This window comes from Okeania sp. SIO2C2, from assembly GCF_010692625.1.
GTDB classification, from domain to species: Bacteria; Cyanobacteriota; Cyanobacteriia; order Cyanobacteriales; family Microcoleaceae; genus Okeania; species Okeania hirsuta.
On sequence record NZ_JAAHGM010000061.1, the window covers coordinates 12,960 to 39,859 of the forward strand.

General features: G+C 35.7%; 19 protein-coding genes and 1 pseudogene. 10 read left to right on the forward strand and 10 right to left on the reverse strand.

What is annotated here, in order from left to right:
* Positions 1–736 precede the first annotated feature (736 nt).
* On the forward strand, positions 737–2,050 hold the full coding sequence (locus tag F6K18_RS29530; RefSeq protein WP_287526179.1) for a tetratricopeptide repeat protein: 1,314 nt from the start codon (positions 737–739) through the stop codon (positions 2,048–2,050).
* A gap of 45 nt (positions 2,051–2,095) precedes the next feature.
* Here F6K18_RS29530 and F6K18_RS29535 read toward each other — a convergent pair whose 3' ends face one another.
* Entirely contained in the window at positions 2,096–2,296 is a 201-nt protein-coding gene (locus F6K18_RS29535; protein ID WP_287526182.1) for a hypothetical protein, read from the reverse strand.
* A 505-nt stretch (positions 2,297–2,801) separates the two neighbouring features.
* Here F6K18_RS29535 and F6K18_RS29540 point away from each other — a divergent pair.
* The 4 genes and pseudogenes from F6K18_RS29540 (at position 2,802) to F6K18_RS29560 (ending at position 7,734) form a co-directional block, all read left to right on the forward strand.
* On the forward strand, positions 2,802–3,287 hold the full coding sequence (locus F6K18_RS29540) for a hypothetical protein (RefSeq protein ID WP_287526184.1): 486 nt from the start codon (positions 2,802–2,804) through the stop codon (positions 3,285–3,287).
* A gap of 21 nt (positions 3,288–3,308) precedes the next feature.
* Positions 3,309–4,769: a hypothetical protein gene (locus F6K18_RS29545; protein ID WP_287526187.1), complete on the forward strand. Its 1,461-nt coding sequence runs from the start codon at positions 3,309–3,311 to the stop codon at positions 4,767–4,769.
* Between the two features lie 605 nt (positions 4,770–5,374).
* Positions 5,375–6,767, forward strand: a pseudogene (locus F6K18_RS37405) (RNA-guided endonuclease InsQ/TnpB family protein).
* 289 nt (positions 6,768–7,056) lie between these two features.
* The gene (locus F6K18_RS29560) at positions 7,057–7,734 is read left to right on the forward strand and encodes a HEAT repeat domain-containing protein (RefSeq protein ID WP_287526189.1); all 678 of its coding nucleotides are present in this window, start codon (positions 7,057–7,059) and stop codon (positions 7,732–7,734) included.
* A 328-nt stretch (positions 7,735–8,062) separates the two neighbouring features.
* Here the strand turns inward: F6K18_RS29560 and F6K18_RS29565 are convergent, their stop codons facing one another.
* The 5 genes from F6K18_RS29565 to F6K18_RS29585 all read right to left on the reverse strand — a co-directional run bounded on the left by F6K18_RS29565 (position 8,063) and on the right by F6K18_RS29585 (position 14,416).
* The gene (locus F6K18_RS29565; RefSeq protein WP_287526192.1) at positions 8,063–8,818 is read right to left on the reverse strand and encodes a class I SAM-dependent methyltransferase; all 756 of its coding nucleotides are present in this window, start codon (positions 8,816–8,818) and stop codon (positions 8,063–8,065) included.
* Positions 8,819–9,282: 464 nt separating this feature from the next.
* Positions 9,283–10,275: a formylglycine-generating enzyme family protein gene (locus F6K18_RS29570; RefSeq protein ID WP_287526195.1), complete on the reverse strand. Its 993-nt coding sequence runs from the start codon at positions 10,273–10,275 to the stop codon at positions 9,283–9,285.
* A gap of 318 nt (positions 10,276–10,593) precedes the next feature.
* A complete protein-coding gene (locus F6K18_RS29575) occupies positions 10,594–11,694 on the reverse strand; it encodes an HAD family phosphatase (protein WP_287526198.1) in 1,101 nt (366 codons plus the stop codon).
* A 427-nt stretch (positions 11,695–12,121) separates the two neighbouring features.
* Positions 12,122–13,969: an arylsulfatase gene (locus F6K18_RS29580; RefSeq protein ID WP_287526201.1), complete on the reverse strand. Its 1,848-nt coding sequence runs from the start codon at positions 13,967–13,969 to the stop codon at positions 12,122–12,124.
* 300 nt (positions 13,970–14,269) lie between these two features.
* Positions 14,270–14,416, reverse strand: coding sequence for a hypothetical protein (locus tag F6K18_RS29585; protein ID WP_287526204.1), 147 nt, complete (start codon positions 14,414–14,416; stop codon positions 14,270–14,272).
* 654 nt (positions 14,417–15,070) lie between these two features.
* On the opposite strand from F6K18_RS29585, the gene F6K18_RS29590 reads away from it, so the two are divergent.
* The 3 genes from F6K18_RS29590 (at position 15,071) to larB (ending at position 20,393) form a co-directional block, all read left to right on the forward strand.
* A complete protein-coding gene (locus F6K18_RS29590) occupies positions 15,071–16,846 on the forward strand; it encodes an ABC transporter substrate-binding protein (protein ID WP_287526207.1) in 1,776 nt (591 codons plus the stop codon).
* Positions 16,847–17,449: 603 nt separating this feature from the next.
* Entirely contained in the window at positions 17,450–19,222 is a 1,773-nt protein-coding gene (locus F6K18_RS29595) for an ABC transporter substrate-binding protein (protein WP_287526209.1), read from the forward strand.
* A gap of 391 nt (positions 19,223–19,613) precedes the next feature.
* Complete coding sequence (larB, locus tag F6K18_RS29600; RefSeq protein WP_287526212.1) at positions 19,614–20,393, forward strand: nickel pincer cofactor biosynthesis protein LarB; 780 nt, start codon at positions 19,614–19,616, stop codon at positions 20,391–20,393.
* A gap of 625 nt (positions 20,394–21,018) precedes the next feature.
* On the opposite strand, the gene F6K18_RS29605 is transcribed toward larB, so the two are convergent.
* On the reverse strand, positions 21,019–21,717 hold the full coding sequence (locus F6K18_RS29605; protein WP_287526215.1) for a pirin family protein: 699 nt from the start codon (positions 21,715–21,717) through the stop codon (positions 21,019–21,021).
* A 430-nt stretch (positions 21,718–22,147) separates the two neighbouring features.
* A complete protein-coding gene (locus F6K18_RS29610) occupies positions 22,148–22,321 on the reverse strand; it encodes a CDGSH iron-sulfur domain-containing protein (protein ID WP_287526217.1) in 174 nt (57 codons plus the stop codon).
* Positions 22,322–22,619: 298 nt separating this feature from the next.
* Here F6K18_RS29610 and F6K18_RS29615 point away from each other — a divergent pair, with 298 nt between their 5' ends.
* Together F6K18_RS29615 and F6K18_RS29620 are read left to right on the forward strand one after the other, a co-directional pair.
* Positions 22,620–22,748: a hypothetical protein gene (locus F6K18_RS29615; RefSeq protein ID WP_287526219.1), complete on the forward strand. Its 129-nt coding sequence runs from the start codon at positions 22,620–22,622 to the stop codon at positions 22,746–22,748.
* Complete coding sequence (locus F6K18_RS29620; RefSeq protein ID WP_287526220.1) at positions 22,745–23,098, forward strand: helix-turn-helix domain-containing protein; 354 nt, start codon at positions 22,745–22,747, stop codon at positions 23,096–23,098. Before F6K18_RS29615 ends, F6K18_RS29620 begins: the two co-directional genes overlap by 4 nt.
* 124 nt (positions 23,099–23,222) lie before the next feature.
* Here the strand turns inward: F6K18_RS29620 and F6K18_RS29625 are convergent, their stop codons facing one another.
* Together F6K18_RS29625 and F6K18_RS29630 are read right to left on the reverse strand one after the other, a co-directional pair.
* On the reverse strand, positions 23,223–25,172 hold the full coding sequence (locus tag F6K18_RS29625) for an ATP-binding protein (RefSeq protein WP_287526222.1): 1,950 nt from the start codon (positions 25,170–25,172) through the stop codon (positions 23,223–23,225).
* A gap of 5 nt (positions 25,173–25,177) precedes the next feature.
* Positions 25,178–26,110: a phosphate/phosphite/phosphonate ABC transporter substrate-binding protein gene (locus F6K18_RS29630; RefSeq protein ID WP_287526224.1), complete on the reverse strand. Its 933-nt coding sequence runs from the start codon at positions 26,108–26,110 to the stop codon at positions 25,178–25,180.
* Positions 26,111–26,900 lie beyond the last annotated feature (790 nt).

Consider the following 26,900-nt stretch of genomic DNA (forward strand, 5'->3'; position numbering starts at 1 on the left):
TTTGGAGGAGATGTCTAATGCTATAGATAGAAATATTATTAGTTTATCATTTCCCTTATGGGTTTAATACCCCACCGTCTACACGGTGCTCAAAATTGTTTGGGGGAGCGTAGACGCGGAGCGGCTTGTCGAAGACTATCCCCATGCAATTTTCCCTCCTGACTCCTGAGGACTGACTCCTGACTCCTTCTTCAAGGTAGAAGGAAGAAGTAAAAATCTGATAACTGATAACTGATCTTTCCCTCTACTCCCTACTCCCTCATTTGGAGGAGATGTCTAATGCTATAGATAGAAATATTATTAGTTTATCATTTCCCTTATGGGTTTAATACCCCACCGTCTACACGGTGCTCAAAATTGTTTGGGGGAGCGTAGACGCGGAGCGGCTTGTCGAAGACTATCCCCATGCAATTTTCCCTCCTGACTCCTGAGGACTGACTCCTGACTCCTTCTTCAAGGTAGAAGGAAGAAGTAAAAATCTTACAACTGAGAACTGATGACTGATAACTGATAACTGAAATAACGTTGTCTGAGTTTTAAGCTGTCAATCTGTCCTAATATCATGTCCTGATAATTAGTGATAAAAAAACTTTCTCCTTCTCCTTCTCCTCCTCCTCCTCTTTCTTCTTCTTTATTTCCTTCTGACTCCTGAAGACTGACTCCTTCGTCGTTTATTTATAACTGTTCAACCGGACATGAAATAATACCAAATTTCAAAAAGTTTGCTATATATAACATGGTAGAGTTTTGCCACAAGCAGATGTTAAAAAACCTCAGTAAAGGCTTACCAAAGTCAATTTATATTTTAATTATAACCCTAATATTCTCTATTAGTGGAAATTCTGCGTATAGTCAAGGGACAAAGGATAAAATTAACGATAATTACCAACAAAAAAATGATTTAAAGTTATTATCTGTATTCCCAGAAAATAAAAATTTGGCAACTCATAAAATTGATAGTTTACTAGCTCAAAATCAGGAAAAAGTAGAAATTTTTCAACTGAAAGAAGAAATTCGTAGTCGCGTGCGAGAAGAAGTAGATTATACATTTCGTCATGCCACATCATTGCTCAGTATTTTTTTGATTTTGCTGACTTTATTTCCCGCTTCTGCTGCCATTTGGATTTGGTTTCTTCAGACAAAATTATCTAACAAAATTTTTATTACAGAGCAAGAAATTGAAAGTTTTAAATATGACACAATATCTCAGTTAAAAGAAATCGTCAATGAAGCTCAAATAATATTAGATGAACTGCAACAACAAAGTCAACAAGCTGACGAAAAAATAGAACAACTGCAAAAGGATACATTGATTCAATATTCTGCTGCTCAAACTGATAATTCTGAACCGTTAATGATGGCAAATGATTATGCTAAACAAGCAGATAATTTTTTCTTTGCAGGTAGACTCAAAGAAGCTATTTATTCTTACAATCAAGCTTTGAAAATTCATCCTGAAATGGCAGATACTTGGAATAATCGAGGGGTGGTATTGACAAGATTAAAAATGTATGACGAGGCGATCGCTTCTTATGATAGAGCTTTACAAATTCGTGCTGATTATGCTGATGCCTGGAATAATCGTGGTGTTTCTTTAATAGAATTGCAGCATTATCAAGAGGCAATTAATTCTTTTGAACAAGCAATTAAAGTTAAAGCTGATTATGCTGATGCCTGGAATAATCGTGGTGTTTGTTTAGCAAAAATTCAAAAATATCAAGAGGCAGTTAAGTCTTATAATCAGGCAATTGCTATTAAAAATAATTATAGCGATGCGTGGAATAATCGAGGGGTTGCTTTGATGAAGTTAGGTATTTATGGAGAGGCGATCGCTTGTTATGATAATGCAGCAAAAATTAAACCTGATTTTTTTAGTGCTTGGTATAATAAGGCTCGTTGTTGTGTGTTGAAAGGTGAAGTTGAAGCAGGTTTAAAAACCTTGAAAAAAGCAATTAGTCTCAATGCTAGTAGATGTCAGGAAATGGCAAAAAATGAACCAGATTTTGACGATATTAGAAATCAAGAAGTATTTAATAAATTGATTGATTAATAAGTAGTAGATTTGCGGTTTACAATAAACCTGTTCCTTCCATACCTATTCTCTCTTTTCTGGATAATAATTATATTTTCCTATGCCTTCTGTCTTTCCTCTGTTATCTTTTACTATTAGACCAAGCGTGAAAAAAGAATGGGTGCATCTCATAGCAAGCAAAAATACTTTTTTTCTATATATTCCCAGAACCCAGATCCCATATCCGGTGTTCCCTAAAAGCGATAAATTTTTGGCTTTATTCAAAATTGAGATGCACCCAAAAGAATGTTATGAATAATAAGAGTAATTAAAAGAATCTACAGGAGATGTCCCTTTGGCTACAAAGATAAATTACGACCTAAAAAATGGCATCAAAACAATTCATTCTGACTCCTGACTCCTAAGAAATAGCCTAACTATTTGTAACAAACAGTTGTCAAATTGGTATTAGACCTCTCCAAAAATCCACAATAAAATCAATTATTATAAGTAAGTTATCAATTACTTATCCCTGTTCCCTGTTCCCTGTTCCCTATTCCCTATTCTCTCTTTTGGAGGAGATGTCTATTTATTTATAAGTATTCAACCGGAGGCGGTCTGAATAAATAGTTAAGTACCTGTTTTGATTTTTTTGCTTAGTTGCAGAACTTCCTATTTTTTTTAACATACATACATTCATTCATTGTATAATTATCAATGATAAATAAAATTATGTTTATCCTTATGCAACCACAGGCAAAATAGTTATATTAATTTGAAGAAAAAATCTATGTCTGCTCAAAGTAAAATTTCCTGGCAAGAACGCTTTCAATATAAGTTTGACAACTTTATGTCAAGGGGTGGATTTTCTGTATTTCTAGCATTGCTCTCTGCTTTTTTTGGGGCCTTTTTATTAATGACAGGTCTACGTTATATTTCTGAGTGGCTATTCCCAAATACAGATTTAGAAAGCGATTTACTTTGGGATGTATTTGTTCAACTCATAGGTCTTAGAGACACCGGAGACGAAGCCAATTTCTCCACTAAAACTGTAGGAGTATTAACTATTTTTGTAGGTTTAGTACTTTTTTCTAGTTTAGTAGCTTTTATCACTCAAGAATTTGAATCACGACTGACTTTGCTGAAAAAAGGTAAAAGCTTGGTAGTAGAAAAAAACCATACTTTAATCTTAGGTTTTAATGACAGAATTGTAGATATTGTGACTGAGTTAGTAATAGCAAATGAATCAGAACCTGATGCAGTAGTAGTGATTTGATCAGCAGAAGATAAAGAACAAATGGATGATTTTCTCCGCGAAAAATTAGGAGATTTAAAAACTACTAGAGTAGTTACTCGTAGTGGAACAGTAACAAATATAAATAATCTGAATAAAGTAGGAGTTAAAGTTGCTAGATCGGTAGTGATTTTAAACGATGCTAAAGGTTCAGATCCAAAAGAATTAAAAAAATTATCTGATGCCAGAGTTGTCAAAACAATTTTAGCCACTGTAGCAGCTAATGAAGAACAGAAATTATTTTTACCACCAATAGTAGCTGAAATTCACTCAGAACAATATCGAATTTTAGCCCAAAGCATTGCTCCTGAAGCTGTAACAACTTTGAATGAAGCTGATATTTTAGGTAGAATTTTAGTCCAAACTTCACGCTCTGTAGGACTAGCAACAGTATACTTAAATTTAGTAGGTTTTGCTGGAAATGAAATTTATTTTTATCGTCCTGAATATGATTGGCAAAACCTTCGTTTTACTGAATTACAATTTCACTTTTATCAAAGTATTCCTTTAGGGGTACGAGATAAAAATGGTAATTTAATTATCAAACCAGATAACAATTACAACTTAATAGATGCTGAATCAATAATTGTTTTGGCAGAAGATGACTCCCAAATTAGATTTTATCAGGAACCTTTAGTTAAACCTCAAGTTTTAGGTTATGTTGACTCGCGAAAAACTCTTACTAGAGAAACAGAAAAACATTTAATTATTGGTTGGAACTCAAAAACTCCAATCTGTCTCCGAGAATATGCTAAATATGTACTTGAAGGTTCAGAAATTAATCTAGTTAGTCACCAATTAACACCAGAAATTGAAGGTCAGTTTAACGAAATTCGCGCAGCTTATCCTGAAATTTTAATGCAAATTTGGCAAATAGATGTAGATGTTGTTGAGGAACTCGAAACTCTCCAACCATATAAATATAAAAGCATCTCAATTTTAGCCAGTCAAGGTAAAAACTCTGAAGAAATAGATGCTAAAACTCTGACAATATTACTAGAAATTAGGCAAATATTTTTGCAATATACAGAGCAAACAGGAAACCCGGTTACAACTGAATTAGTAGCAGAGTTGGCTGACTCTGAAGAAACCGATCTGGTAATTAAAGCTGGAGTTCAAGACTTCCTACTATCTAATCAATTTGTGTCGAAAATTTTAGCCCAGGTATCTCAAGAACCAGGAGTAATGTTAGTCTACCGTTATTTATTTTCAGCAGAAGGTAGCGAAATGTATATTAAACCTATAGAGCTTTTCTTCTCTCCTGAAAAAGTTGGTAAATTATCTTTTGCTGACTGTGTATTTGCTGCTCAATCTCGTAATGAAATTTGTATTGGCGTGAAAATAACTTCTCAATTTCAAGATAAAGAAAATAATTTTGGTATCTATATAGCGCCAAGTTTGCATACTAAATTTGACTTAACCCTTAAAGATGAACTAATTACCCTCGCTGAAGATGAAACTTGAAAAGGGAAATTAGGTAATAGGAACTAAAAAGTGGGGCTGAAAAACTGACTTACATAACATTGCTAAAAATATTGATAATCAACAGTAAAATATTTTAACTTATAATTATAGTTTCATAAAATATAAGCAGTTGATAATTAATCAAAAATATTAGGAGGAGAGAACAAAAATCTAAGATTCTTTTTACTTGTAGTAATTTTCAGACAGATCGCCACAGATTAAAAACTATAATATTTATCGGAATCTACTATCGAATGTCCCTAGTATTTCCAATATTTAAAAAAAATAATTCTACCAATTATTAAAAAGAATGCTACAAAAAGGAGAGTTATCAATTTATATATAGAAGGATCTTCTCCACAAAAGCTCACTATGATTATTTATTCTTGATTTATTTGTTCTTAACTTCTTCCCTCTTCATTTATCTCAACGTTGGTTGAAGACCTGCGCTCTCCGGTCACGGGAGCGTCCCATGGGAAAACCAACAAATTTGCGGTTTTACACATAATCTGTTAGAATCTAAAAAGCTTTCGGTAAGCAGTAGATTGTTAGTAGATTGTTGAAAAAGCGAATTTAGGTTCTACCCAACTCCAGAGCAGGAGAATCTGTTCGGAGGACATTGGGTTGTGTGTGTTTAATCTACAACAAAGCTTTAGCTGCTAGAACTCAAGCTTGGTATGAGAACAAAGAGCGAGTAGGGTATCAGCAAACTTCTGCTATGCTGACGAACTGGAAAAAACAGGAAGATTTAGATTTTCTGACAACAGTCAGCAGTGTTCCATTACAACAAGGTTTAAGACATCTACAGACTGCTTTTCCTACGGAATGCTACGCAAACACTAACTTTTTTAGTGGACGGACTCAATACCCTAATTTTAAGAAAAAGCGCAATGGTGGTAGTCCTGAGTTCACAAAGTCTGCATTTAAGTGGAAAGATGGTCAGGTCTCAGATCGCTAAATGCGCTGAACCATTGTCTATTAGATGGAGTAGGTAACTACCACAAAACTGTGTACCAACTACAATAATAGTAAAACTTGACCCTTGTTGTAAATGGTCTGTATCTTTGAGAGTTAATGATACAAGAGATTTAATACCAAATTCACGCAAAGGCAGTTACATCTTAATTTGTGATTTCTTCTTAAAATAAAAAATTATAAATTCCATAAATTCTAAAATTTCCACCTTTTTTCCTCTTTAATATTTATGTTTTTCTTTCTCTGTTCCCAGCTCCGGTGTTCCCAGTTAAGTGTGTCCTCACGCTTTGCAATATTTTATGAAATTGGTATAACTTTCAAACCAGTTAATCAACAGATAGGTATTGACTTAGGAATTACCAGCTTACTAACTACCAGTGATGGAAAAAAATTTGCTAATCCTAAAAATCTCAACAAGTTGCACAAAAAACTAAGGTTGGCTCAAAAGTCTTTATCTAGGAAAACCTTTGGGTCAAATAATTATCAAAAAGCCAGGCTTAAAGTAGCTAGGATACACGCAAAAATTAAAGATTCAAGGCTTGACTATACCAATAAACTGACAACCCGACTAATCAAAAGATACCAAACGATAGTAGTTGAAGATTTGGCAGTAAAAAACATGGTTAAAAATCATAACCCACCCCCATCCCCTCCCGGGAGGGGAGCAAGAGGGGTGGGTAGTGATGCCAACTGGGGAGAATTAGTTAGGCAATTAGAATACAAAGTAGAATGGTACGGTCGTTAATTAATCAAAGTTGACCGATATTTTCCCAGTTCTAAGCGTTGTTCTAATTGTGGTCATGTAGTGGAAAAACTACCTCTAAGTATTAGAGAGTGGAATTGTCCAGAGTGTGGTAGTCACCATGACAGGGACATAAACGCTTCGATAAATATTTTGCGGATGGGAACCCGCGGGGTGCAATAGACCCAAGGGAACGCCCACGCTCGAAGGCTGCGGGACTCGCAGTGTCAGTCTGTGGAGCCACTGTAAGACCCGAAGGGAGTAATATCATATCCGGTTGAACAGTTATAAATAAATGATGAAGGAGTCAGGAGTCAGGAGGACCGAGTCAGGAGTCAGGAGGGAAGAAAGAAGAAGAAAAAGAAAGTTTTTTTTATCACTAATTATCCGGACATGATATAAATCCCGGAAGGCGGGTGCTATGTTAGCGCAGCTCCTCTGTCAAGAGGCAACATAAAGCCCCTACCAGCAATGTGAGGGAATCCCGCGCTGTTTCGTAGAGCAGCGTCGGGAGGATGTCAATAACTATAATATAAGACAAATGTAAAGTTTTACAAATAAAGGCCAAATATGCAAAATATGAGTTTAGAGCAAATATCTGTCCAATTAGATAGTGAAAATTCTCGCGATCGCCTCCTTGCCCTGGCCTATCTAAGAGAAGTATCTGCTACTGAGGCAGTACCTTTGATTAAAAAAGTATTGAATGACCCAAATTTACCAGTACGCTCCATGGCAGTATTTGCTCTGGGTGTAAAACATACAGAGGAATCCTACCCAATTTTAGTAGAATTGTTAGAAAAAGATGCAGATTATGGCATTCGTGCTGATGCGGCGGGGGCGTTAGGTTATCTAGAGGATATTAGAGCTTTTGAACCCTTAGCGAGAGCATTTTATGAAGATACCAGTTGGTTAGTACGTTTCAGTGCGGCAGTTTCTCTGGGAAACCTGAAAGATCCACGCGCCCATAATTTATTGATAGAAGCTTTAGATAGTCAGGAGATGGTGATACAACAAGCAGCGATCGCCGCTTTAGGAGAAATTGGAGACTTAGAAGCAGTGGAACATATTCTCAAGTTTGCCCTTTCAGAAGATTGGTTAATTCGCCAACGTTTAGCAGAAGCTTTAGGAAATATGCCTACTCCTAAGAGTATATCTGCCTTGAAATATTTAGAAAAAGATAGCCATCCTCAAGTATCTCAAGCAGCAAGCATATCTCTGCAACGTTTATCTACAATGGAGAACAGTTAGCAGATAGTAGACAACAGTGAGAAAAACATTTCTTAAGTAGGTCTAGTAACTGTTGGTTATAATCTGGTATAATCTATAATAATTTCTAATTATCTGTTTTATGCTACTTGGATTCAAAACCGAATTATTTATAGAAAATCATAGATTTTTGCAGATTATCGTAGGTTTCTAAGAACGGTACAGCGCTGCTCAATCAGGTCTTTACAACTTCCAGCTCAAAGTGCAGTAAGAGAAAAGGTTTACAAAAAAATAATGTCTAAATATGCCATAATGCACTTTTAGTCATGGCAAGAACATAGGGGCGAATGGCCATTCACCCCTACTAACTTCAGATATACTCAGGTTTAGTTGCTGCTATAAAAACCATGCGATCGCTAAATTTCAAAACTGATTTATCCTGATATTTCTCTTCCATTTCCTTTAAACCTGCTGCTAATTCAGTATCATTAAATTCAGAAAGCAAAAACATATAACGATTTTCTACCATTTCAAAATACTGACTTTTTGGCAATTCTAAAGGGTACTCTATAATATCAGAATCGACAACAAAACCTACTTTTTGAAGTAAATCAATTAGTTCTTGATAGTGAGGTTGTTTTTTTTCGTACAATTCTAGTGCTTTAGCAAATAAAGGATACTCAATAGTGGGTGGTAAGAGCAATAACAAGAAAATTCCTCTAGGAGTTAGTCTTTTCCATAAATTCTGGAATAGTATAAATTTTTCCTCTATATAATGGATAGCTTCTTTTAAGAAAATTTTGTTATAAATTCCTGGGTTTTTAGAGAATTTTACTCCATCCATTTCTATGGGATTTAATCGACTATTTGCCGGAATTTTTTCTAGCATTTCAGCAGAAGGATCGACGCAAATAATCGGTTGCTGTAATTGAATGTGATTGAGAATTTCTTTGCTATAAATTCCTGTTCCACAACCAATATCTACCAAAGTATCTGTGGGAGTTAGGTGTAGATATTCGATGATTTTTTTAGTTGTAAATTTAATATATTCAGGAGAGTATGACCAGAGATTATCGTAAATATTGGCGATATTTTTGTAATGATTTTCGGAAGGGTTATTCAGCATAATTAAGATTTTTGCTCAAATTTTTGACAAACTTTTGATATTATAAAGAATTTAAGCCCTATTGTAAAATTGCTAATACTTGGGTTAAATTACCTCCAAGTAAAGCCTCTCGATCTAACCATAAACCAGGGAAATATTCACTATAAAAATACTTTTTTCATTGGGTTTAAGTTTAATATATTTCCCTTCTCTTAGCCGAAACTAATCAATACCCTCAAATTGTACCCACTCCCGTAATTAGACATTTGTCCATCTTACCATATATTGTTATCTCCCCCGATTTTTTTCACTTTAGGTCAGTACACTACATATATTCTCTTTGAGTAAGTCCTGACTTAGTCGATCAATTCAACAATATGGGAAATAATGCTAAAATGCTATCTGAGTAGATAATCCAATCGGTTACCTAATAAGGTAAGTATTAAGTCTTCATAGCTCATACCTTATCACTATTCAACTCGACATTATATAATTAAGCGAAACCCAATATGAGTTGTTCCAGTATCAGGAGCTTGAGACTCTCTGGCAGCAGGTCGATAGCGACTACAATAATTTTTTGCACAGAGGTAAGAACCTCCTTTGATAACGTGCAAAGCTCCTTCCTGGGGTTTGACAGGATCGAAACTGGCGGTTTTGTCGGGCCCGACGGGGTTTACACTATGGTCTTTGCCGGAATGTCCTACCTGATACCAGTCTGAGGTGAGTTCCCAAACATTTCCGGTCATCTCATAAAGTCCGTAACCGTTGGGGGGAAAAGATTCTACCGGAGCTGTGCCTAAATAGTTATCCTGTTTTGTATTGAAAAAGGGAAACATCCCTTGCCAGGTGTTCGCTTTCTTTGCAGAATATTGATTTCCCCAAGTAAATTCTTGCTCTTGAAGACCACCCCGCGCTGCATATTCCCATTGAGCTTCTGTGGGGAGAGATTTACCCGCCCAATTAGCATAAGCAACTGCATCATCATAAGCGATGTGAACCACAGGATAATTATCTTTCCCTCTGATGTTGCTCTTTGGACCGTAGGGATGTTGCCAATTAGCACCCACTGTCCAATGCCACCAACTTAAGTAAGCAACTTGTTGAATACCTTCAGAGGGGGGTTCAAAGACGAGGGAACCAGGTTGTCGTTGCTTGTCAGTTAGATCGGGAAATTGTGATTTCGGTAGGGGGCGTTCGGCAATGGTTTTATAGCCTGTTGCCTTGACAAATTTGCGGAATTCTGCATTTGTGATTTCGTGGCGATCGATGCAAAAACTATCTACAGTGACATCACTGGCAGAAATTTCTGATGGATAATGAGTATCTGAACCCATTGTAAAAGTTCCTCCGGGAATAAATATCATTCCTTCAGGACAACTATTATCTGTAGAGGATGCTTGTGCTGGTGTGGAGAAAGGGAAAATTAGGGATATTGTGAGGAAAAAGATAATAATTGATTTTAAGTAAAAAGTTTTCATAAAATGATTGAGACTTGGATAATACAAGGTCTTAATTTAATTTGTTTAGGACTTACGCAGAAACCGGGTTTATCAAGGAAGCTTGGTGGTTTGAGAGACAATAATCAAGCAATAAACCCGGTTTCTTGGTTTGTTTGCCTAATATAAAATCCGGATAATTACTATATCCAAGTCATTGCGACTGGAACGGAGTGGAAGGAAGCAATCTCCGTGCATCCCTGAGATTGCTTCCTATCGTCGCAATGACGATTATTCAACCGGATTCTGTATAAGTCCTGTTGTTATCAGGTGAGCAAAGCTCACCCGACTGACCACTAACTAAAGTTTAGGACACATTTGAGGTGATCTTGATGGAATTGGATCAAAAATAGTATTGAAATCGTCTTTCATACTAGCCACGATCCAATTTTCATGAGTTTGGGCGTAGTCGAGAGATTCATTATCAGCTACTTCTTCACCATCTTCTAAATGAGTGCTTCCAGGTACATCATTGTATTTATATTCCCGAACACAATCATCATGATTAATCAGGACGATCAAGGAATTTCCCACCCCAGAATCTGTATATTTAAACATTTCAAAATCACCACTAGAATTCCCAACGGCGATGAGAGGTCGTTTGCCAATAAACAGTTCAATTCCTACTGGTTTACCCTGTTGATCGTCATAGTGAGCTAGCCACGATCTACGGACTAAACTGCCTCCAGGTCCATCGGTTGTATTCGACTCATCATATTTTGTCTTAATAGCTGAACCGATCACTTCTTCAGTGGGAATACCATAAGCTTCATCAGAAAAGGAACGAACAAAATAAATGCCACCTCCAGAACAAATATAGACTTTGAAATCATTTGCTTTGAGGTAGTTAACCAATTCAATCACAGGTTTGTAAGTCAGGTTGATATATGCAGTATCAAACCGTTGATAATCTCCATCATCATTAGAAGTGACACTACTATGGATTGTATCAAGAAAACTTCTAGCTAAGGAGTTATATTCACCTGTTGTGAGTCCACTAACAACTGGAATTTCACTTAAAAAAGTTTTGCCTTCCTCTGAAATAGGATGTCCTCCAGTTTTATCAATTCTCTTTTGAGTCTTTTGAATCAGTCTACTGACTCTGGGTTCAGGCAATTTATCCAATCTAGTTTTAATAAAGTCTTCTTGGAAATAATGCGGTCTTTCAGCCCACAAGGTTCCGTCATTATCAAAAACAGCAATGCGATCTTTTACTGGAACATCGTCAGTAACAACTTGATTCACAAAGTCGATGATTGCTTGTTTTTGAGGAGTTTCATTCCAAGAATCTAATGCTGCATAGGCAGGAAGACAACCTAAAGTACCGCCGATACAAAAGATTGAGAGCAAAACTGAAAGAAAAAATGTGATAGTTTTTCTGTTGATGTTGAGAAAGTTCATGGTTGATTTAAACCTCTTGAAACTTGCTTGAATTACTGTTAAGAGAAATAGGAGGATCTATCTTCAACAATAGTCTTAAAAAGATCCTCCTAAATTCTACTTTTGTGTACACCGTAGTGTAATCAGGTAATTAATATCTGAGTAAATATTAATCACCAAGAGACTCATGGATTTAAATTTATATCAAGTCCGGATGATTACTTATAATAAAATCGCTAGTTGTAGGTTGGGTTGAGGAACGTTAGCGGAGCTTATCCGTTAGGATAAACCCAAGACAATCAGCCTTTTGTTGGGTTTCACTTCGTTCTACCCAACCTACATTTAATTACAAGTGTTTAACCGGACATGATATTAGACTCATGTTTCAAGCAGTATTTTTCGCCAAAACTGAGCAGCAATAGATACTACCTGTAGCCTAATTTTTGATTTAATCCAGACTGTTGTCAACAATCGTCTGGATGATCTTTCTTAAGCCTGTAATAAACGGAAACTCCTCTTTTAGCCTGTCTATTTGAATTTGTTGTACTACCCCATCTACTATCTGATTAATAGTAAAAGAAGCAGGTCTTTGACGAGGGGGGTAGTTAACAAAGCTATTGAGGAACTGACCTACAGATGTGGTAATAGGACCAAGTAAGAAAGTTCGACGGAACCTCCAGTCAGGATAATTCTCTGACTCGTGAGGTGCTTTCTCAAAGGGATCGCGACGTAAGTTCAATAACAGAGGAACCCTCAAATTAACATAGGGTTCTTCCCAAACATCAAAACCCTCTGCACGCTGTTCACTAAATATCACTTTCCAGTCGTTATACCGGACTGCGGACGGATAACCATCATCAGTGAAATAGACATACTGATAACGAGGTGGACAATAGTTGGGAAGGCGACCCAATACACCCAACACACCAGGGGTAGAAGGACAAATTTCCTGGCGTTTCAGGTTGTTTTCTGGCTCTGCAAGAGATTCTAAGTAAGGTAAGAAGTTATATCCATCTAAATGAACGTCATATTGTTCATATTCGGAATATTGTGCATTTATTTTCCGTTTATCGTCATCTGCTAGAAGTTGTCTGTCGATATTCTCAACACCAGCTGCAGCTAAGAGAGTTGGAACCCAGTCAAGGTGAGACATAATTTCATTGGAGACTACACCTTCAGGTAAGTGACCTTTCCAACGGATCATAGCAGGTACACGGAAACCTCCTTCCCAATTAGTATTCTTTTCACTATAGAAAGGCGTCATTCCACCATCTGGCCAACCAAATACTTCTGCACCGTTGTCGGTAGTGTAGATGATAATCGTGTTTTCATCTAAACCTTTCCGTTTAATAAACCGGAGAAGTTGACCTACTTGTTTATCGTGTTCTACCATACCATCGGCATAAATTCCTTGTCCAGTCACTCCCTGAGACTTTTCTTTCAGGTGGGTATAGACGTGCATCCGAGTGGTATTAAACCAAGCAAAAAATGGTTCATCTGCTTCCTTAGCTTCTGCAATGAACTTTTTTGTCTTCCTTAATACTTCTCGATCTATGGTTTCCATCCGCTTTTTAGTTAGGGGACCAGTCTCACAGACTACTTGATCTCCAGTATCTTCAGTTATTGGAGCAGGAACTTCCCCTTTGTCTGGATCGCATACATAAGAGTTTATACCAGCATAGCTGTGGAGTACCCCTCTGGGTCGGAACTGATCGAATATTATAGATTCCCCTTCGGGTAGATAGTCTTCGTTTTCGGGTTCCTCTTCAGCGTTTAGGTGATAGAGGTTGCCGTAAAATTCGTCAAATCCGTGGACGGTGGGTAAATATTGGTCTAAATCACCTAGATGGTTTTTTCCGAATTGACCAGTACGATAGCCTAGGGGTTTCAGTAACTCTGCTAGAGTTGGGTCTTCTTTCTGTAAACCTATATCTATACCCGGTAGTCCTACCTTAGTCATCCCAGTACGGATAGAAGCTTGACCAGTGATAAAGGCGGCACGACCAGCAGTACAACTATTTTCCCCATAGAAATCAGTGAACATGATTCCTTCTTTGGCAAGACTGTCAAGATTGGGGGTTTGATAGCCCATAATGCCGTTGTTGTAGGCACTAATGTTATACCAACCGATATCATCACCCATGATCATTAGGATGTTGGGTCGTTGGATTTCCGGTAGGGTGGTGATTCCTTCGTAGGCAAATGCTGCGGTTGTTGGGAACCAAGGCAACATTCCCGATAGCATCAATAACAGGGAAAGTACGCTAGCAATCCCTGCTTTCATGGCTTTTCGCATCAGGCAAAATCTACTTTGTTAATATTTTTTTACAAAGAATCAGAAAGAGCAAATTTTAATTTACTGAAAATCTTTTCTTTAAGTTCTTTCGTTGCTCATTATTCTTGCTAAATTAATCTTTGTCAAATACTTTGGAGAAAGTTTAATATTTGTCTTATAATTGAAACAATTATTAATATAAAGGCAATAGTTATCATATTATGATCAAAAGTTTTTAATGATTATTGCTAATCAGTCGATTATACAAACCTATTAATTGACTAAACTAAAAAATGAGTAACTTACCACAGTTTGCTGAGTTCATTCAAAATAAAGAGGCGATCGCCATTGCCAATTGAGGGAGAGCGATCGCCTCTTCGTAATCCAGATGCGGACATGATATAACTCCCAATATGTGGGATGAATTAGTGTGGGGTGTGTGGGGAGTGTGGGGAGTGAAAGATTCATCCCTTTGTTCAGCAACGCCGGATCAAATATCTCTGGAAGTTATATAGCAATTTGGCTTTGTTGCATGAAAGTATATAGCTGCCACACTTGCTCCACATATGTACTTCATAATGCGCGGAAACTGCTGTAACTATTGTCCAATAGATGAATAAAACGTCAACTATTGTTCAACAGATGAATAAAACATCAATCTCGGAAAATAGATCGATATAGCTACTACATTTGCTCCGGGTTTTCCTGAAGTCATGCTCTGCTTTCCATGTGCGTTAAAGCGGAACAAATGTTCTATCGCTACTTTCATGCAACAAAGCCTAGCAATTCCCATGCTTGCGAGGTACAAAATTCTAGGCTCTAGGGAACAGGGAATAGAATAACGAAGTCAGAAGTTAGAAGTCAACCCACCCCCAACCCCTCCGAGGAGGGGAGCAGGAGGGGAAGTCAGAAGTTATTTTTGGAGCGGGGCATAAATCTCCGTTCTAAAAACCTTTCGCCTTAAAAGGTGGGTTTGAGGAACCCAATTATTTTGATAAAATATCTCTGGAAGTTATATCATACCTGGTTAAATACTTATAAATAAATTTATTGCCTCACAACAGAAATATCTTGATTTTATTTGGTATTATCTAGTTACAGAGATATATCAATTACCTCAAGATGATTAACCTTAATACCCCAAAAAATAACTATCGTAAACTAACAATTTTATGCACAGTTATTTTAATATTTTTCCTGAGTGCTTGTAGACCAGCACCATCAAATTATCAATCTCGTCTGGTAGTTTCTACACCAAGCGATGCTTCTACTTTTAACTATCCATTAAATCAGTCAGCATATAGTGTTTTTGGTTATATTTATGACGGCTTAATTATTGAAAATGGTGTAACAGGAGAATTAGAACCAGCATTAGCTGAATCTTGGGAAGTTTCCGAAGACGGACAAACAATAGTTATTACTTTACAAGAAAATTTAAAGTGGTCAGATGGAGAACCTTTAACTGTTGATGATGTTGTATTTTCCTATAACGAAATATATCTCAACGATAAAATTCCTAGCAGTTTTAAAGACATTCTTAGAATCGGTCAAAGTGGTGCTTTACCAACAGTAAAAAAAATCGATAATCTCCGTGTAGAATTTTCTACAGCAGAACCTTTTGCTCCTTTTGTCAGATATGCCGGAGGATTACCTATTCTACCTGCTCATGTTTTAAAAGAATCAGTTCGTACTACTAACTCGGAAGGAGAATTAAACTATCTAACAAAATGGGGAACTGATACCCCAGTTAAAGAAATTGTTGGTAATGGTATGTATCGCATCAAAAGTTATGCTCCAAATCAACGAATTACCTTAGAAAAAAATTCTTTTTACTGGCGCAAAGATGAGGAGGGAAATAATCTGCCTTATATTGAAAATATTGTCTGGCAAGTTATCGAAAATACAGATAACCAACTGTTAAATTTTCGTTCTGGAGAATTAGATTCAATTAGATTAGTAGCAGAAATGTATCCTCTGTTGAAACGAGAAGAAAAACGAGGCAAATATACTATATATAATGGTGGTCCGACACCTGCTTCTAGCTTTATTTGTTTTAATATAAATCAGGCAAAAAATGCTGAAGGCAAACCATTTGTAGACCCGATTAAATCTCAATGGTTTAATAATAAAGCTTTTAGACAGGCGATCGCCTATGGGATTAATAGAGAGGCAATGACAAATAATATATACCGTGGACTAGGTGCGCCTCAGTATTCACCAATTCCTGTGACAAGTCCTTTTTATTTATCCCCAGAAGAAGGTTTAAAAATTTATAATTACGACCCGGAAAAAGCCAAAGAACTTTTGCTTAGTGCTGGTTTTAAATATAATCAAAATGATGAGTTATTAGATAGTGAAGGTAACAAAGTAGAATTTACTTTACTATCAAGTGCTGGTAGGAAAGTCAGAGAACAAATGGCAACGCAAATTAATCAAGACTTGGGAAAATTAGGTATTAAAATAAATCTGCAGTTTTTAAGCTTTAATACTTATGTAAAAAAATTATCTTTATCTAGAGATTGGGATGCTTATCTGGGAGGTTTTACAGGAGGAAGTATTGAACCTCATGGTGGTTATAATATTTGGTCTGTAAATGGTAGATTACACACTTTTAATCAAGGACCGCAACCGGGAGAGGAAGAAATGGAAGGCTGGAAAATAAATGATTGGGAACAAGAAATAGACGATCTTTATATTAAAGCATCTCAAGTATTAGATGAAGATAAACGCAAAGAATTTTATGGTCAAGCACAACAAATTATTGCTGAAGAATTACCTTTTATTTATATGGTAAATCCTCTAGAATTTGATGCTATTCGTGACCGAATTAAAGGGATTAATTATACTGAGTTAAGTGGTGGTTTCTGGAATTTATATGAGCTGAAAATTTCTGATTAAGTAACCTTTACCAATGGATAATGGATAATTGATAATGGATAATTGATAAGTAAGTAGGTGAAAAATTTACAAGTCTGTCATTGCGACTGGAACGGAGTGGAAGGAAGCAATCTCAAGGTTTTTAATCAGAGGTATATTATCCATGATAAATTAATGAAGATCCCCAATTATCTCCTTTAAAAAAGGGGGAGGAGGAGATATAAAACTATACCTTATAGATTAAAAAACTGCTATAGCAATCCTAAATAGGTTGCGGGTAATTAAAAAGTAGATAAAAAACCTGAAACTCTTACCTGTTCCCTATTCCCTAAAAGCAACTATAGGGGTTTTCACAAAGGTAGAATACAAAACTTCTTCCTTCTTCCTTTAAACCCAAATCTCTGTACTCTATATTAATGAAAACTGCTATAAATTTTTGATACGAGTAAAATAGGATTGCTATAGCAATCAGGAATCAGATGTGAGAAAAACTGTAGGAGTTTGGTTTCCAAATCCCATTATGTTGACTAGGATTTAGAGACCAAACCCCTACGATAAAATCTTACAACCTATTTAGGATTGCTATATATAATAATTATGTGACGGTAAAAAAATAAAGTTAAGATGATAAACTATTCACTGAATATTGACTACCGTAGAGCAATAATCTTACTTACAATTATTGTGGCAATTATACTTAATGGATGTCAACCAATACCATCAAATTATCAATCTTCTCTGATTCTATCTACCCCTAGTGATACTTCTACTTTCAACTATCCATTAAATCGTTCAGCATATAACATTTTTAGCTATATTTATGAACCTTTAATCATTGAAAATGGTGTCACAGGAAAATTAGAACCAGGTTTAGCAGAATCTTGGGAAATTTCTGCCGACGGGCAACAAATAATAATTAAATTAAAAGCAGGATTAAAATGGTCAGATGGAGAACCTTTAACTGTTGATGATGTGGTATTTTCCTATAATGAAATATATCTCAATGATAAAATTCCTAGTAGTTCCAAAGACGTTTTAAGAATTGGTAAAAATGGTACTTTACCAACAGTCAAAAAAATTGATAATCGCCGTATAGAATTTTCTACAATAGAACCTTTTGCTCCTTTTATTAGATATGCTGGGGGATTACCAATTTTACCTTACCATGCTTTACAAGAATCAGTTCGTACTACTAACTCAGAAGGAGAATTAAACTATCTAACAAAATGGGGTACTGATACTCCAGTAAAAGAAATTGTTGGTAATGGTATGTATCGCATCAAAAGTTATGCTCCAAATCAAAGAATTATCTTAGAAAAAAATCCTTTTTACTGGCGTAAAGATAAGCAAGGAAATACTCAACCTTATATTGAAAATATTATCTGGCAAGTTATCTCAAATAGAGATAATCAACTCTTAAATTTTCGTTCTGGGGAGCTAGATACAATTAAAGTAGAACCAGAAATTTTTCCTTTATTAAAAAGAGAAGAAAAACGAGGTAAGTATACTATTTATAATGGTGGACTTTCATCAGGTGCCCGTTTTATTTCTTTTAATCTTAATCAGGGTCGTAATCCTCAAGGTAAGCCATTTGTAGATCCGATTAAGTCTAAATGGTTTAATCAAAAACTTTTCAGACAAGCGATCGCTTATGCTATTAATAGGAAAGCAATGGTAAACAACATATATCGTGGATTAGGTGCGCTTCAACATTCACTACTTCCTGTGACAAGTCCTTTTTATCTATCCCCGGAAGCAGGTCTAAAAATCTATAACTATAATCTAGAAAAAGCAAAAGCACTATTACTTAGTGCTGGTTTTAAATATAATCAAAATGGTGAATTATTAGATAGTCAAAATAACAGAGTAGAATTTACATTACTATTAACTGCTGGTAGAAAAGTCACAGAACAAATGGCAACACAAATTAATCAAGATTTAGCAAAATTAGGAATTAAAGTAAATCTACAGTTTCTGAGTTTTAATGCTAAATTGAAACGACTAAATTTGTCTAGAGACTGGGAAGCTTATCTAGGTGGTTTTGTAGGAGGAGGTGTAGAACCTCATGGTGATTATACAATCTGGTCTGTAAATGGTAGACTACACACTTTTAATCAAGGAAGTCAACCTGGAGAAAACGCAATAGAAGGCAGAAAAGTAGCAGAATGGGAACAAGAAATAGACGATCTATATGTCAAAGCATCTCAAGTTCTAGATGAACAAAAACGGAAACAACTTTATGCTAAGGCAGAGCAAATTGTTGCCGAGCAGTTACCTTTTATCTATATGGTAATTCCTTTAGAATTTGAGGCTATAAGAAATAGAGTGAAAGGTATTAAGTATGGTAAATTCGGCAGGGGATTCTGGAATTTATATGAATTGCAAATTTCTGAATGATTGCTCACACGGATTGCTCACACGGATTATGGCACAGATGTACGGATTAAGATGTATTTAAAATTATGAAATCTAAAGTAGTAGACTGACACAACTAATTTTGTGCATTAGGGAGGGTTTATTTCAATAATTAATTATTAATTATTAATTATTAATTATTACCTTTTGTTAAAACCTAGAGATAGTAAGCGAGTACGGAAATCTTTCATTATTCATTATCCATTATTCATTATTCATTAATTTCAAACCCGCCCCTACTATTGCACTATTTTAGATGAAACAGTCCAGTAGGGTGCGTTAATGGAACGAAGTGTAGCGTAACGCACCATTTTTGATGTTGCCTGATGCGTTACTAATATTTTCTCAATTGTTAGTCTGATTATTTAAAATTATGAAATCTGAAGCTTTAGAACAGTTATTAAAAGGAGTTGCTACAGGAAATATAACTCCAGAGTTAGCTTTAGAAAAGCTCAAGAATTTTGACTTTGAAAATGTCGAAAATTTTGCCAAAATTGACCACCATAGAAATATCAGAACAGGTTTTCCTGAAGTTATCTGGGGACCAGGAAAAACACCAGAACAAATTGTGAAAATCATGGAGGTAATGAGGAAAAATAATCCTGTAGTAATGGCAACAAGAATTGAACCAGAAATTTATGAAAAGTTACAGGATAAAATTCCTGGTCTTTATTATTATCGAGATGCAAAAATCTGTGCAATTATCTCTGATTTTCCTACTTCAAAACATCAAGGTATAATTACAATTGTCAGTGCTGGTACTGCTGATTTAGGAGTAGGAGAAGAAGCAGCAGTTACAGCTACTCTTTGTGGTTTTTCTGTAAAGCGACTTTGGGATGTAGGGGTAGCAGGAATACATCGTTTATTAAGTAATAAACATTTAATTGCAGAAGCAGATGTACTAATTGTAGTAGCAGGAATGGAAGGTGCTTTGCCTAGTGTAGTTGCAGGTCTAGCAGATTGTCCTGTTATTGCAGTACCTACAAGTGTAGGTTATGGAGCTAATTTTGATGGTTTAGCTCCACTATTAACAATGTTAAATTCTTGTGCACCAGGAATAGGTGTTGTGAATATTGATAATGGTTTTGGAGCGGCTATTTTAGCAGGACAAATTATTAGGACAGGAGAGAAATTAGCTAATAGGAGAAGTTAGGAGTCAGTCCTCAGGAGTCAGGAAGGAAGAAGAAGGAGTTTTTAGGTATAATTTCAAATCTGGTTGAATAGTTATTGCATAATTAGGGGTGGGGAATGTGGGGAGTGTGGTCAGAAATTAAAAAATATATATCTTCACCATTACGTGAGCAGGACAACCAGTTTTTTTTGTCACGCTCTTATCGGGGCATGACATTACACCACTTTAAAAAAAAGAATGTTATGAATAATAAGCGCCATTAAAAGACTTTCAGGACTTACGCACGGACACTAAATCCAGTGAGGACGCCATTCGGAGCTTGGCGTTTTTAAGGTAAATTTGCGTAAGTCCTGACTTTATATGAAATGTCTATTTGACGAAAAAGATAATTTACGACATCAAAAATGGTATTATACCAAATATCAAAAGTCTTGCTACATCTCCTTGAGAATAGGGAGTAGGGAGTAGGGAGTATGGTTAAAACACAATAAGATATCTTGGCTTAATACTGATAATCTTTAAAAACATTACTGAACCATTATTATTACTTAATAACTTAACTCTTAATGAAGTATAGCATTATTTTTGGTAATTGGTATTAAACTTGTTCATTCTGACTCCTGAGGACTGACTCCTAACTCCTGAACTATGCTAAATCAAATAAAAGAATTTCTGCATCTGACTTAGCTGTAATATAAACATCATTAATTTCGCTTAAAGCAGCACCATCACCTGCTTTTAAAGATAAATCATTAAGGTCTATTTCCCCACGAGCAACTTGAACCCATCCGTAACGTTCAGCATCAAAAGAATAAGAAAAGCGATCGCCTTCTTTCAAAACACCTGCAAATAAATCCACATCCTGATTAATTTTTAGTGCCCCATTTCTACCATCTTTCGCAACTATTAAATTTAATTTACCAGAGTTTTTTTCTATATCAAAATAACGTTGATTATATGTTGGTTTTAAACTCCTAGAATTTGGTAGTAACCAAATTTGTAAAAAGTGAACCTCCTCAGATTTTGAATGGTTATATTCACTGTGCATAATTCCTGTACCCGTACTCATGTGTTGTACTTCTCCAGGATAAAGTACAGCACCATTTCCTGCACTATCTTGATGTTCTAATGCTCCTTCTAAAACGTAAGTAATAATTTCCATATCTCGATGTCCATGAGTTCCGAAACCATTATTAGGAGAAACTCTATCTTCATTAATTACTCTGAGAGAACGAAACCCCATATATTCACGGTCAAAATAGTTGACAAAAGAAAATGTATGATGAGTATCTAGCCAACCATAATTTGCATGCCCTCTTGCTTCAGCTTTTCGTATATAAATCATTCTTACTACCTCCGATAAAATTTGATTTTTTTGTGAAAATTAAACTTTAATTACTAATATTAATTTTGACTAATAAAAAAAATTAATAACTAGGTTGAATAACTGAAATTATTTTATAATTTATGTTTGATTACTCCCAACTAATGTTGCATAATACCAATTTGAAAAAAGAATGTTACAAATAGTTCCAAACTTTAGATGTCGAATAATTTGCTGAAATTACTGAAGCATCAAAGTTTTGAGCTATAAGATCTTACTTTTGACTGTCTTGAGTGCGTCTTACATTCTGAGGGGACCTCAGAATTACGCACTCGATGCATGACTTTTGACTTTTGAATTCCGTGAAACGGTATAATTGTGATTTTGCAGAAGTTAATTTTCAGTCAAAATAATTGTTTGATTATGCAACACTAACAAATTAATATTTTATTTATAATTTAGCGTGAGTCCCATCACAATAAGGAGGATTATTAGTATACTTACAATTACAAAGTGCTACACTCTTTTTCTCTGTTAACTCAAATGCCATAGGAGTAAACTCAGTTCCTGCATGGGAACCATCACAATATGGTTGCTTTTTCGATGCACCACATTTACACAGCAATACCTACTTCAAGTTCTAAAACGACAGGTTTGTTATCTGCAATAATTGGTTCACTCATGGTGTTTTCTCTATTGAATTAATCTCTGGATACAAAATCTATAGAAGTTAATAACTTAGATTTTGTTTTGACATTTATAATCTAGCTTAAGTCAGGTTAGTATGTATAGTATGCACTTTAAAGTAAGATAGTACCCAAAAAGATACTATGGGTAGAGGTAGTAGACAAATGTGTAGAACTGATCAATATGGTTTTCCTAGAACCAAACCTAAACTTAGACACCAATAATCCTATGGTTTTATGAGTGGGGATATTTTTAAAGTAGTTGTCACCAAAAGCAAAGATATTGGTTTTTATATCGGTCGAGTAGCTGTCATAAAAACTGGTAACTTTAATATAAAAACTGAAGAAAGCAACAATTTGAGATGAAAATTAAAAGTACAAATAAGAAGAAAAATTGCCCAGCAGAGATGGCGATCAAAGTCATTGGTGGACGTTGGAAACTTTTGATTCTCAAAGAATTATTTGATGGGGTCAAACGTTTCAATCAACTTCATCGTTCTTTACAAGGTGTAACTCACAAAATGCTTACCCAACAATTGCGGGAAATGGAGGCAGATGGTATTGTTCATCGGGAAGTTTATTTGCAGGTTCCTCCAAAAGTCGAATATTCTTTAACTCCTCTCGGAAAAAGTCTTAAACCGATGATTGATGAAATGCACGAATGGGGGATTGAACATCTGAATTCTGATCAGGAAAATGAAAAGATAGATGAATAATATCAAATCCATTTAATTCGGTATAAAAAAATGTTCCATCTTCAACCATTACCAAATATTTCCCCCCCATCTCCCCATCCTTCCATCTCCCCATCCAATTACACCGATGCTACCGGACATAATATTACGACCGCTCTGAACTTAAAATATGGTCAGTTTTTAATGTGACAACAGTTGGTAAATTTATACTAAAAGTAGATCCAACACCAACAGAACTTGTTACCGTAATTTTTCCACCCATAATTTCACAAAATTTTTGACAGATAGACAACCCCAAACCAGTTCCACCGTACTTACGAGTCGTAGAGTTATCAGCTTGTACAAAAGGCTGAAAAACTTTTTTAATCTGCCCTGGAGTCATACCTATACCAGTATCAGTTACACTGAAAATTATCTGATTTAATGTCTGATCTATTTCCAATGTGCTACTACCATTTCTATTATGCTCCATATTGTGTTTGCGAACTACTTTTAAAGTGATGATACCTTCGTGAGTAAACTTGCTAGCATTACTCAATAGATTAATCACGATTTGCTTAATTTTTGTTCGGTCAGCAAACATAGTCCCTATTTCGTTACTACAATGCATCTCAAAAGAATTACCATTTTTCTTGATCAGTGGTTGCACAATGGATTGGACTTCTTTTATTAAAGTCAAGATATCAAATTCTTCTTCATACATAGTCATCTCCCCTGATTCTACCTTAGAAATATCTAGGATGTCTTGAATAATTGTTAGCAGATGTAAACCAGAGGTTTTAATTTGATCCAGGTCTGGAATAAATTCTTCATGGCCTAAATCTTCAGCTTCTTCCCGCAGCAGATCGCTATACCCAATAATAGCGTTAAGAGGTGTTCTTAACTCATGACTCATACTAGCAAGAAACATACTTTTGGCTTTGTTAGCACCTTCTGCAGCTTCTTTTGCTTGTTGCAACTCTATATTAGCTAACTTACTTTCTGTAATATCTCGAACAATAGCCAAAACTTCATTTTGACCACTTGCCAATATTCTTGCTTCAAAATGATGACGTCGCCCATGGACAAACCACTCATATTCAAATATTTTAATATCTCCTGTTTGAAGCGCTTCCTCAAGATATTGTAAATATTGTTTTGCAGCATTTTCTGGCAAAACTTCGGAAACTTTTTTACCTATTAATTCATCCCTAGACCAAGGTAAATCATTTTTTCTAGAAGGTTTATAGTAGAGAAAAACCCCATTATTGCTGAATCGCAAAATTACATCTGGGATAGCATCAAGCAGTGCTCTATTTTTAGCCTCACTTTGACGTAAATCTTCTGCTCTTTGTTTTAGATCGTAAATTAGCTCCTCTTTACTATCAATTAGTTCTCTAAGTTGATAAGTCATGCTATTAAAAGACTTTGCCAATATAGCTAACTCATCTCCAGTAGAAATCTCCATCTTCTGGGTTAGGTCTCCAGAAGCGAGACGTTTAGTAACTACAGTCATTTCCTTTAGAGGTTCAGTAATAGAACGACTAATTAACAATGCCAGAAAAGTTCCTGCAGTAGCAGCCATAGCTGCTACTATAAGACCTTGATTACGCACAGCAGCAATTTTTTGATTTAAAGGAGTTATAGACAAACCTACACTCACAGCTCCGAGTCTTTTCCGCCCAACGACTACTGCCTTACCAGCAAGCAATTGAGTAGACTTCCACTCAAAAATTGTTTCGTCGCTCTCTAGTAGACGCTGGCCAAATTCATCGGGTTTAATATTGTAAACCAAAACATCTTTACCATAAGCATCAGCAACTATTCTTCCATCTTTCTCATAAATACGGCCAGCAGCCAGCACTTCATCTTCTCCAAGCTGCTCCATGATTTCTTCCATAAAATCAGCATCTAGCCTGTACAGAGAATCTCTAACTGTTATTGATATAGTATTGAGTAAGATTTCCGCCTGTTTTTCTAATTCAGTATGAAAATTTTGTTGCTGACGGTGGACGGATAGCCAAGTGACACCGGCGACTACCATGACAACCAAACCTGTCATAGCTAGCGTTAACTTGGTGGCTAGCGACCCTTGTCCAACCCTGAATAAACCCATCTAATTCACCTGTTTTGAACAAGTTCATACAATTCTCGCATTCTTTCTATACTTGACTCTGGAGGAAAATCATCGAATTTGGCTGTCTTTTCAAATTTCTCTAAGACTTCTCGTCCCTCTGCCGTTTGATCCATTTTAATCAAAATAGCTTTGATGGCCTCAACCATTTCCGGTTTCATGTCAGGTCTAACTAAAACTACATGGCGAGCTACTTTCTCACTTTTTGCTAAAACTATCATGGCTTGTCGGTTTGCTTCCGGAATTTCCATAAAAGTACCGATGTCAACTGCACCAGCAGCAACTTTTCCACTAATTACCCATTGGATAGTATTTTCATCATCATCAGTAAAAACAAATCCTACTTCATCAGCAGATACTGTCGAACTAGCTGATTTCTTCTGTTGAGGATTTAAACCATTTTCTATCAGCAAGGAAGTAGGTAACATATATCCTGAAGTAGAGCTAAATTCATCAAAACCAACTATCTTACTTTTTAGATCCTCTAAGGATTGAATCCCACGATCCTTCATGGTAAAAATGACAGTATAATAATCTGGTACACCACCTTTCCAACGACGTAGAATTGGTTTAGCATTAGACCGATCGCTCACAATCATTGCTGGGTAGGGACTATCAAAATAAATATCTACTTCTCCTGAGTTGAGGTAATTGGCCATTTCTTGTAAATCAGAAGCTATTTCGACATCCCCTACTTTGACTCCAAATTGGCCTAGTCTTTCTGCTAAGTAGTCTGCTAAGGGTTGATAGCGTTTAATCTTTTTTGAAGGATTATTAGAAATATCAGCAATAACTATTGTGCTTGGGTCTGGAGTGCTAGCTAACAGCTTTGGGTTTAATGCTGATGATTTTAAGCTAGAGCCGATCAAGGCCATGACCATGCCAAAAAGTGATAGTTTCACAAAAAGCTTGCGTAACATTTTCTCCACTTCTCCATTGTTGATAGTTGTAACTTTAAGGATATAACTCAAATAAATTCACGAACAAAAGTTTTAATCAGGTAATTTTTCCACAGGTCTATCCCGGTTTGGCCAGTGAGGTCTACATTAGACATGGTATTAGTTCTATAAATTGCCAATAATAGTCTAGTTACTAAACTTAGAATACTTGACTAATTTTGTTGACTATTTGGCCATCAATGTTAGGGATTTTTATCATTTTCTTTGTGGGTTTAATACCCCACCGTCAACGGGGGTGTTCACGCATTACTTGGGGGAGCGAATCCCCATGTAATTTTCCTCCAGTATAGCTGTCTCCTGTCTCCAGTATAGCTGTCTCCTGTCTCCTTCTTCAATGTCACTTTTTTGAAAACACCACAGGTATTTATACTATCCTAGCAAGATTTTTGGAGGGCTGTAGGCCAGATATATATAGCCACTCATTATATCGATTTAATACAACCATTGTTTGTAAATAGCCACTCAAGATGGTTACTTTGAATTAATCAACAATATATGAAGATTTGATGAAGTTTGCTCATAACTATTGCATTTTTATAGCTAATAATGCAATTATTTATAGAACATCAATCAGAGTTGTTTTTTGTACTCATACCAAATTCATCAGAGTTGACTTTAGATTAAGACAGACAAGTTAGTAAATCTCATAATTATGTGCAATATTACATAAAATTTGCATAAAACCTAATTCTATGTAATTTTACATAAAATTGGTATGAAAACATGGATAACTGAGTGAAAATTTTCATAT

Excerpts from the sequence above, each read along its gene's own strand:
- F6K18_RS29530 (WP_287526179.1), top strand. The coding sequence starts at position 737 with ATGGTAGAGTTTTGCCACAAGCAGATGTTAAAAAACCTCAGTAAAGGC.
- F6K18_RS29540 (WP_287526184.1), top strand. The coding sequence starts at position 2,802 with ATGTCTGCTCAAAGTAAAATTTCCTGGCAAGAACGCTTTCAATATAAG.
- F6K18_RS29545 (WP_287526187.1), top strand. The coding sequence starts at position 3,309 with ATGGATGATTTTCTCCGCGAAAAATTAGGAGATTTAAAAACTACTAGA.
- F6K18_RS29560 (WP_287526189.1), top strand. The coding sequence starts at position 7,057 with ATGCAAAATATGAGTTTAGAGCAAATATCTGTCCAATTAGATAGTGAA.
- F6K18_RS29565 (WP_287526192.1), bottom strand. The coding sequence starts at position 8,818 with ATGCTGAATAACCCTTCCGAAAATCATTACAAAAATATCGCCAATATT.
- F6K18_RS29570 (WP_287526195.1), bottom strand. The coding sequence starts at position 10,275 with ATGAAAACTTTTTACTTAAAATCAATTATTATCTTTTTCCTCACAATA.
- F6K18_RS29575 (WP_287526198.1), bottom strand. The coding sequence starts at position 11,694 with ATGAACTTTCTCAACATCAACAGAAAAACTATCACATTTTTTCTTTCA.
- F6K18_RS29580 (WP_287526201.1), bottom strand. The coding sequence starts at position 13,969 with ATGCGAAAAGCCATGAAAGCAGGGATTGCTAGCGTACTTTCCCTGTTA.
- F6K18_RS29585 (WP_287526204.1), bottom strand. The coding sequence starts at position 14,416 with ATGAATCTTTCACTCCCCACACTCCCCACACACCCCACACTAATTCAT.
- F6K18_RS29590 (WP_287526207.1), top strand. The coding sequence starts at position 15,071 with ATGATTAACCTTAATACCCCAAAAAATAACTATCGTAAACTAACAATT.
- F6K18_RS29595 (WP_287526209.1), top strand. The coding sequence starts at position 17,450 with ATGATAAACTATTCACTGAATATTGACTACCGTAGAGCAATAATCTTA.
- larB (WP_287526212.1), top strand. The coding sequence starts at position 19,614 with ATGAAATCTGAAGCTTTAGAACAGTTATTAAAAGGAGTTGCTACAGGA.
- F6K18_RS29605 (WP_287526215.1), bottom strand. The coding sequence starts at position 21,717 with ATGATTTATATACGAAAAGCTGAAGCAAGAGGGCATGCAAATTATGGT.
- F6K18_RS29615 (WP_287526219.1), top strand. The coding sequence starts at position 22,620 with ATGAGTGGGGATATTTTTAAAGTAGTTGTCACCAAAAGCAAAGATATT.
- F6K18_RS29620 (WP_287526220.1), top strand. The coding sequence starts at position 22,745 with ATGAAAATTAAAAGTACAAATAAGAAGAAAAATTGCCCAGCAGAGATG.
- F6K18_RS29625 (WP_287526222.1), bottom strand. The coding sequence starts at position 25,172 with ATGGGTTTATTCAGGGTTGGACAAGGGTCGCTAGCCACCAAGTTAACG.
- F6K18_RS29630 (WP_287526224.1), bottom strand. The coding sequence starts at position 26,110 with ATGTTACGCAAGCTTTTTGTGAAACTATCACTTTTTGGCATGGTCATG.